General features: G+C 62.3%; 6 protein-coding genes. 3 read left to right on the top strand and 3 right to left on the bottom strand.

Annotated elements, in window-relative coordinates; genetic code table 11:
• Positions 1–157: 157 nt before the first annotated feature.
• Both LJE91_17900 and LJE91_17895 read right to left on the bottom strand, forming a co-directional pair.
• A complete protein-coding gene (locus LJE91_17900; GenBank protein ID MCG6870532.1) occupies positions 158–904 on the bottom strand; it encodes a hypothetical protein in 747 nt (248 codons plus the stop codon).
• Between the two features lie 124 nt (positions 905–1,028).
• The gene (locus LJE91_17895) at positions 1,029–1,259 is read right to left on the bottom strand and encodes a hypothetical protein (protein ID MCG6870531.1); all 231 of its coding nucleotides are present in this window, start codon (positions 1,257–1,259) and stop codon (positions 1,029–1,031) included.
• Between the two features lie 2 nt (positions 1,260–1,261).
• On the opposite strand from LJE91_17895, the gene LJE91_17890 reads away from it, so the two are divergent.
• The gene (locus LJE91_17890; protein MCG6870530.1) at positions 1,262–1,477 is read left to right on the top strand and encodes a hypothetical protein; all 216 of its coding nucleotides are present in this window, start codon (positions 1,262–1,264) and stop codon (positions 1,475–1,477) included.
• Positions 1,478–1,571: 94 nt separating this feature from the next.
• Here LJE91_17890 and LJE91_17885 read toward each other — a convergent pair whose 3' ends face one another.
• Positions 1,572–1,787 carry a hypothetical protein gene (locus tag LJE91_17885; GenBank protein ID MCG6870529.1) on the bottom strand — a complete coding sequence of 72 codons (216 nt, stop codon included), beginning with the start codon at positions 1,785–1,787 and terminating at the stop codon, positions 1,572–1,574.
• 1,015 nt (positions 1,788–2,802) lie between these two features.
• On the opposite strand from LJE91_17885, the gene LJE91_17880 reads away from it, so the two are divergent.
• Entirely contained in the window at positions 2,803–3,744 is a 942-nt protein-coding gene (locus LJE91_17880) for an ABC transporter ATP-binding protein (protein ID MCG6870528.1), read from the top strand.
• Positions 3,741–6,653 (top strand): Gldg family protein, encoded by a 2,913-nt coding sequence (locus tag LJE91_17875; GenBank protein ID MCG6870527.1) that lies wholly within the window; start codon positions 3,741–3,743, stop codon positions 6,651–6,653. The genes LJE91_17880 and LJE91_17875 overlap by 4 nt, the downstream gene beginning before the upstream one ends.
• The last annotated feature ends 3 nt before the right edge of the window (positions 6,654–6,656 follow it).

The following is a 6,656-nucleotide window of genomic DNA, read 5'->3' as shown; positions in this document are numbered from 1 at the left end:
CGCCTTGATGACGAACGATCCCGGCGCGGCGCTGTCCCTGCTTTGCTTGGGCACCGGTCTTGGGCTTCCTGCCCAAGCCGTTCACTGCTTCGCAGCTCACCCGGCGCGATCTGGTATGTCATTTTCCGGCAATCGCCTAAGACGGCTCGACATCCGGCTACTGGGGTTGTGTCTGCAGCCCGGCCTGTTGCCAGGCATCCAGGCCACCCCGGTACCACAACACATTGGGGTAGCCCAGGTTGATGGCCCGCAACGCCGCGTTGTAGGACATCCAGCAATGTGTGCCCTGGCAATAGAACACCAGCGGCGTCTCACGATTTCCCCCCGTGACCTGTTGAAGGTAATCGCCCAGCTGCTTTTGAGTCTGATCGCTGAAAGTGCCGCCCTCGGATGCCGCGACCGCCGGAATCGCGTTCGGAAGCTTGCTCGGGGCGCCAAGCACATCGAACACTAGGGCCTTGAGTTGCGGCTTCTGCATGAGTTCGTTCACACCCTTGGTCGTAATCACCTGGCCGCCGGGGATCTGGTTCGGCGTGGGCCCGTGCATCGGAGCGGAACGCAATTCGTTCTGCGGCTGAACACCGAAATCCTGCCGCTCCATCTGAGCGAGCGAGTCGAGGTCTCCGCCCATACCAGCGTTCGGTTGCCCGAATCCGGGCTGCTGCCCGAACGCCGGCGTCTGCCCGTACCCGGACGGTTGTCCGAACCCCGGTTGTTGACCATATCCCGAGGGCTGTCCATTGCCGGGTTGCTGCATGGCGCCTGACGGTCGCCCATAGGCCGGCTGCTGTCCATAACCGGGAAGCTGGGTCTGCAATTCCGGGAAGCTTTGCTGGGCAATGGCCGGGGCAACGAGCAGGCAGGCCGGTAGCGCCGACAGACCGGTGATCGCTTTCCTTTTCATCTTCAGACTCCCTCGTTACTCGATACGATTGAGCTCGGTTCCGTTCAGACCGAGATTTTGATAGGGATCAAAATTGAGATCGTTGGTCATCCAGTAGCTGCCGTCGTCCAGCCGGAATGCACGATCATAAGGTATTGGGCAATTCGATGCGGCCCTCCAGAGGATCGTCGTATACCTCCACCTCGCGGATGACCCGGGACCACTTTTCGTGTGACTTGTCCATCACGCTTTGCCGGTACTCCTCCCCCTCCCGGATGATCTGGCTGATCTCGGCATTGGCCTTCGATGTGATGGCTGCACGGTCCGAGATTCCCTTGGCCTGGATCCCCGTGATCTTGCGGTTGGTTGTGCGCATTGATGCGTTGCGACCAGTCGGGATCGAGTTTCATCGATCGCTGCACGGTGTTCATGAGCCTGAAGTCGAGTTCGCCATCGGGCGCACGCATGGCGAAGGCCGGCAGGGACACACCGCTCAGAAATCCGGTCGATGCACCGGAGTACATACTGGACATCCGCGTGCGACTCAGGAAGACGACGGCCTGGATCGACTCCCGGATACTGCGTCCCTGGTAGCTGTAGCCGATCAGCACCTCGCCCGCCTCGGCCCAACTCTGCATGTCACCCATCGGCATCGGGGTGGTCTGGTTGTAGGCCTTCAGATCGGCCGTCAGATCGGGCCGGGATTCCAGCTGACGCCCCCTTGCGCCCGCCAGTCCACCGGAATGAGGAGCGTCAGGGCCGTCATGGGCCGTTCGAAACCCTGCGCATCGACGAGCTCGACCTGCTTCAGCCGCAGCCCTTCGGTCTCAGCCCACACACCGCTGCCCGACAGCAGCAGGATAGCGAGCGTCGTGACTGCGGCGACGCCGTTACATCGTCTCATGAGGCGCACCTCCCCGGACCGATGCCTGACCGATGCATCCCAGCACCTTTTTCGGCCCCAACCTACGCCTCGCACGCCTACGCCTCGCACGATGTCGGGTCAAGACAGATCGTGGACAGCAGAATATCGGTCCGGTTCAGGGGATTTCAGATCGGCGACAGCGATACTCGACGTCTGCCGAGCACCGGGCCATTGCCCGATTTCCATGATGCAAGTGGTCGCACGGTATCGAGATCGGTACATGCACAGTGCGCGGCGAAGACAGGGCAATCGCCTAAGTGCCTCGTCAACGATTATCCGGCGTTATCTCCGTTGCCGGGATACAGCCAGAATAACCGGCCCTACTGCGCCAGTTCACACAACACAATGAAAGAGATGGCCAGTGAAAAACCGGTAAGCGCGTATCCAACCATTGGGATCACCTCGGTTTTTCAGTTGCGAGAGACACACGGCGTGAACTGTAGCCGATCCCGGCAGGATTTGTATAGTTGGGGCTAATACTTACTTCCCTCAATGACAACCCCGACAGTGTTTCACGCTGAAACAAATGACAAACAGAAACGAAACCCACAGACATTCCGGCAACGGCCCTGCCATTGACATCGACGAATGCGATACGCGAAGAAGACGCCAATCCTGCGGGGATGGGCATGTCCCTCGGCCAAATTGGACTTGATTCGTTTTCCGGCTCGCATTATCTTCACATCCCGCGCATGGCAGTCGTACCGACGCCCTGGGAATACCAACCGCTGGTGGCGACCCGCAGCGGAGCTGCGGCTACCCGCTACCGCGGCCCAACCTCGAGGATCCCGCATTGCGGTGGCGTGCGGTGCAAGGTCCCGCCCTCGCCTCGCGGACATCGGCCCGGGCACGTTAACGACACCTGCGAACAACACAACCCTGCATATCTCGTCTGTCCCGCGACAACCGCCGGCCGAAGACCGTTGTACCGATCGCGCGGACACCGGTATGCGTCGAACAGCACAGAGATTGAGGAGAACATCAGGCCGTGTCCATGATCGAGGTAGCGTCGCTGACTCGCAATTACGGTGATTTCGTCGCGGTCGACAATGTTTCATTTGCGATCGGCCCGGGCGAAATCGTCGGTCTTCTTGGCCACAACGGCGCCGGAAAGACCACCATCATGAAGATGCTGACGGGTTTTCTCGAACCCACCGCCGGTCGCATCACGATCGATGGGGAAGCGCTCGCCAATCGGTTGCGGCAGGCGCAGTCCCTGGTCGGGTACCTGCCGGAAAACTGTCCCGTCTATCCCGACATGAGCGTGGTCGACTATCTCGACTACGCGGCGACACTTCACGACCTCCCGGATGCCGACAGGGGCGCCCGGATCCGGGAGGCGATCGCGCGCACCGAACTACAGGAACGGGCGCTCGACCGCATCGGCGACCTGTCCCGGGGACTGCGTCAACGGGTCGGCGTCGCACAGGCGATCCTGCACGAGCCCAAGGTCCTGATCCTCGACGAACCCACCAACGGACTCGACCCCACCCAGATTCAGCACATGCGCGAGCTTATCCGCTCGCTGTCCGAACGGTCGACCGTGATCCTCTCCACGCACATCCTGCAGGAGGTCCAGGCCGTCTGCGATCGCGTCATCATCCTGCGCTCCGGGGAGAAGGTGCTAGACGCCCGCCTTGAGGACCTGCGTACCGGCAAACGTCTGCTAGTGGGGCTGGATGCGGCCCCCGACAATGCGCGCGCAATCCTCGAACCGCTGGAACCCGTGGAGTCTCTGGTTCTCCACGGCCGGGAGAACGGCGAGTACCGCTATGCCCTGACGCTCTCTGCCGAGGGACTGTTGCCCGATGCCTCGACGCAGGTCGCGCGCGCGGCCATCGACGGGGGATGCAGGCTGTACACGATCATGCCGGAGCGGCGTGATCTCGAATCCATCTTCGGCGAGATCTCGGCGCCACGCGAGGTGCAGTCATGAGTCCCGTCCTGCGCACCTTCCGCAAGGAATTTTCTGGTTTCTTCGCCTCGCCACAGGCCTTCATCTTCTTCGGCGCCTTCCTCGCCGTCACCCTATTCGTCTTCTTCTGGGTCGAGCGGTTCTTCGCCCGGAACATCGCCGACGTCAGGCCCCTGTTCGAATGGATGCCAGTGCTGCTGATCTTTCTCGCCGCCGCGATCACCATGCGCATGTGGTCGGAAGAGCAGCGCGCGGGCACGCTGGAGCTGCTGCTGACCTCGCCTGTGCGTCCGCTGCAGCTTGTGATGGGCAAGTTCCTGGCCTGCGTCGCCCTGGTCTGCGTGGCCTTGGCGTTGACGCTTCCATTGCCGTTGACGGTGTCGTTTCTGGGGGACCTCGACTGGGGCCCCGTATTCGGCGGTTATCTGGCGACCCTGTTTCTCGCCGCGGCCTACATCTCGATCGGCCTCTACGTCAGCTCACGCACCGAGAATCAGGTCGTCAGCCTGATCATCGCGGCCCTGATCTGCGGGGTGTTCTTTCTTGTCGGTTCGGACGCCCTGACCGGGCTGTTCGGCAATCGCACCGCCGAGCTCCTGAAGCTGTTCGGGACCGGCTCGCGCTTCGAGTCCATCACCCGGGGCGTCATCGACCTGCGCGACCTGTACTTTTACCTCAGCGTCGTCGGGGCCTTCCTCGCCCTCAACGTGCTTGCGCTGGAGCAACGACGCTGGGCCGGCAACCCTCGAAATGCAAACCACCGCCAGTGGGTGTGGCTGACGGCATTGCTGGCAGCCAACCTCCTCGTTGGCAATCTCCTCCTACACCCCCTGGCGACGGCGCGGGCGGACGTGACCGCGGGACGGATTTACTCGATCTCCGACTCGACGCGCGCCTATCTCTCGCAGCTGCGCGAGCCGTTGCTGATCCGGGGCTACTTCAGTGCCCAGACCCACCCACTGCTGGCTCCACTGGTGCCACGCCTGCGTGACCTGCTGGAGGAATATGCCGTTGCCGGCGGTGACCGGGTGCGCGTGGAGTTTGTCGATCCGCAAACAGATCCGGAGATGGAGGAGGAGGCCGGCAGGAAATACGGCATCTCGCCGGTTCCTTTCCAGACCGCCAGCAAGTACCAGGCCTCCGTGGTCAATTCCTACTTCGATATCCTGATCAAGTACGGCGATCAGTACGAGACATTGGGATTCGACGACCTGATCGACGTGAAGGCGCAGAGCGAGAGCGACCTCGAGGTCGAGCTGCGCAACCCCGAGTACGACATCACTCGCACCATCAAGAAGGTCCTCTACGGTTATCAGGGAACCGGTGAACTGTTCGAGAATATCACCCGACCCGTCGTCTTCCGGGGTTACCTGTCGCCGGCGGATCGTCTGCCGGAGGCGCTGGCGTCGCTCAGAACGGAGCTGGAGTCACTCCTCACGCGGACCCGGGAGGCCTCCGACGGTAAATTCAGCTTCGAGATCCTGGATCCGGACGCCAACGGCGGGGAACTCGGCCATGAGCTGGAACGTGATTTCGGTTTCCGGCCCATGGTTGCCGGACTGCTGGATGACAAACCGTTCTGGTTCTACATGACACTGCACGGCGATGGTCAGGTCGTACAGGTCCCGCTGCCGGAATCCCTGGATGCCGCAGGTCTCGAAAGGGGGCTGGACGCCGGACTGAAACACTTCTCCACCGGCTTCCTGAAGACCGTGGCCCTGGTAACGCCCGAGCCTCCGGCGCCCGTACCCGGCATGATGCCGCAGACCACGGGCCCAAGGTTCGACCTGCTGCGGGAAAAGCTCTCCGAGGAATATGCCGTGCGGGATGCGGACCTCAAAAACGGTTATGTCCCGGAAGAGGCCGATCTCCTGATGCTGGTCGCACCGTCGTCCCTGGACGAGAAACAGATATTCGCCGTCGATCAGTTCCTGATGCGGGGCGGCACCGTGATCATCGCCAGTTCCGCATTCGACATCGATACCCGCGGCTCGCTCAGCGCGGCGAAAGCAACCTCGGGCCTCGAGGGCTGGCTCGCTAGCAAAGGCATCGAGATCGGGTCATCGATGGTCCTCGATCCTCAGAACGCGGCGTTTCCGATTCCCGTGCAGCGACACCTCGGCGGGTTCACCGTCCAGGAGACGCGAATGGTGGAGTATCCGTATTTCGTCGACGTACGTGAGGACGGATTCGACCGCGACAACACGGCGACCTCGGGGATCAACCAGGTGACCGTGACCTGGGCCTCACCGATTACGCTCGACGACGCCGCGCAGGAGGGACGCCGGGTCACTCGCATGATCGAAAGCTCGAACGGATCATGGCTCTCGGAAAGCACCGACATCCAGCCGGACTTCCGGACATTCGGCCCCATCGGGTTCGCGCCCGGCGAGGATCGCGCCAGACACCTTCTCGGCGTGATCGTCGAGGGTGGCTTCGAGTCCTGGTTCCTCGACAAGCCTTCACCACTGGCCGGCACCGCGGAGACCAGTCCCGGTGACGACGCCCCGGAAACGGCCGACACGACCGAACAGCCCGGGTCCGAGGATGATGCCCCCGCGATCTCCCGGGTGATTGGGAGATCGCCGGAATCGGCGCGCATCATCCTGTTCTCCTCCAACAGTTTCTTGAGCGACACGACACTGAACCTCGCGACGGCCGGCCTCGGCACCGTCTACCTGAACCCGGTCGAACTGGTCGAAAACGCGGTGGACTGGTCGCTGGAGGACCGCGGATTGCTGCAGATCCGGGGACGCGCCCAGTTCTCCCGGACCCTAGAGCCTCTGGACAACCGGGAGCGCGCCTTTTGGGAGTACCTCAACTACGCCCTGGCACTGGCCAGTCTGGCGCTGGTCTGGTTCCTGTGGCGACAGTCGAGCACCCGGTCTCGAGCCCGTTACCGCGCGATGCTCGCGGCGGAGGAGGGATGAAAC

The organism is Gammaproteobacteria bacterium (assembly GCA_022340215.1).
Taxonomy (GTDB): Bacteria; Pseudomonadota; Gammaproteobacteria; order JAJDOJ01; family JAJDOJ01; genus JAJDOJ01.
This window is presented reverse-complemented; position numbering and strand designations above follow the sequence as displayed.

Excerpts from the sequence above, each read along its gene's own strand:
- LJE91_17895 (MCG6870531.1), bottom strand. The coding sequence starts at position 1,259 with ATGCGCACAACCAACCGCAAGATCACGGGGATCCAGGCCAAGGGAATC.
- LJE91_17900 (MCG6870532.1), bottom strand. The coding sequence starts at position 904 with ATGAAAAGGAAAGCGATCACCGGTCTGTCGGCGCTACCGGCCTGCCTG.
- LJE91_17890 (MCG6870530.1), top strand. The coding sequence starts at position 1,262 with ATGCGTTGCGACCAGTCGGGATCGAGTTTCATCGATCGCTGCACGGTG.
- LJE91_17880 (MCG6870528.1), top strand. The coding sequence starts at position 2,803 with ATGATCGAGGTAGCGTCGCTGACTCGCAATTACGGTGATTTCGTCGCG.
- LJE91_17885 (MCG6870529.1), bottom strand. The coding sequence starts at position 1,787 with ATGAGACGATGTAACGGCGTCGCCGCAGTCACGACGCTCGCTATCCTG.
- LJE91_17875 (MCG6870527.1), top strand. The coding sequence starts at position 3,741 with ATGAGTCCCGTCCTGCGCACCTTCCGCAAGGAATTTTCTGGTTTCTTC.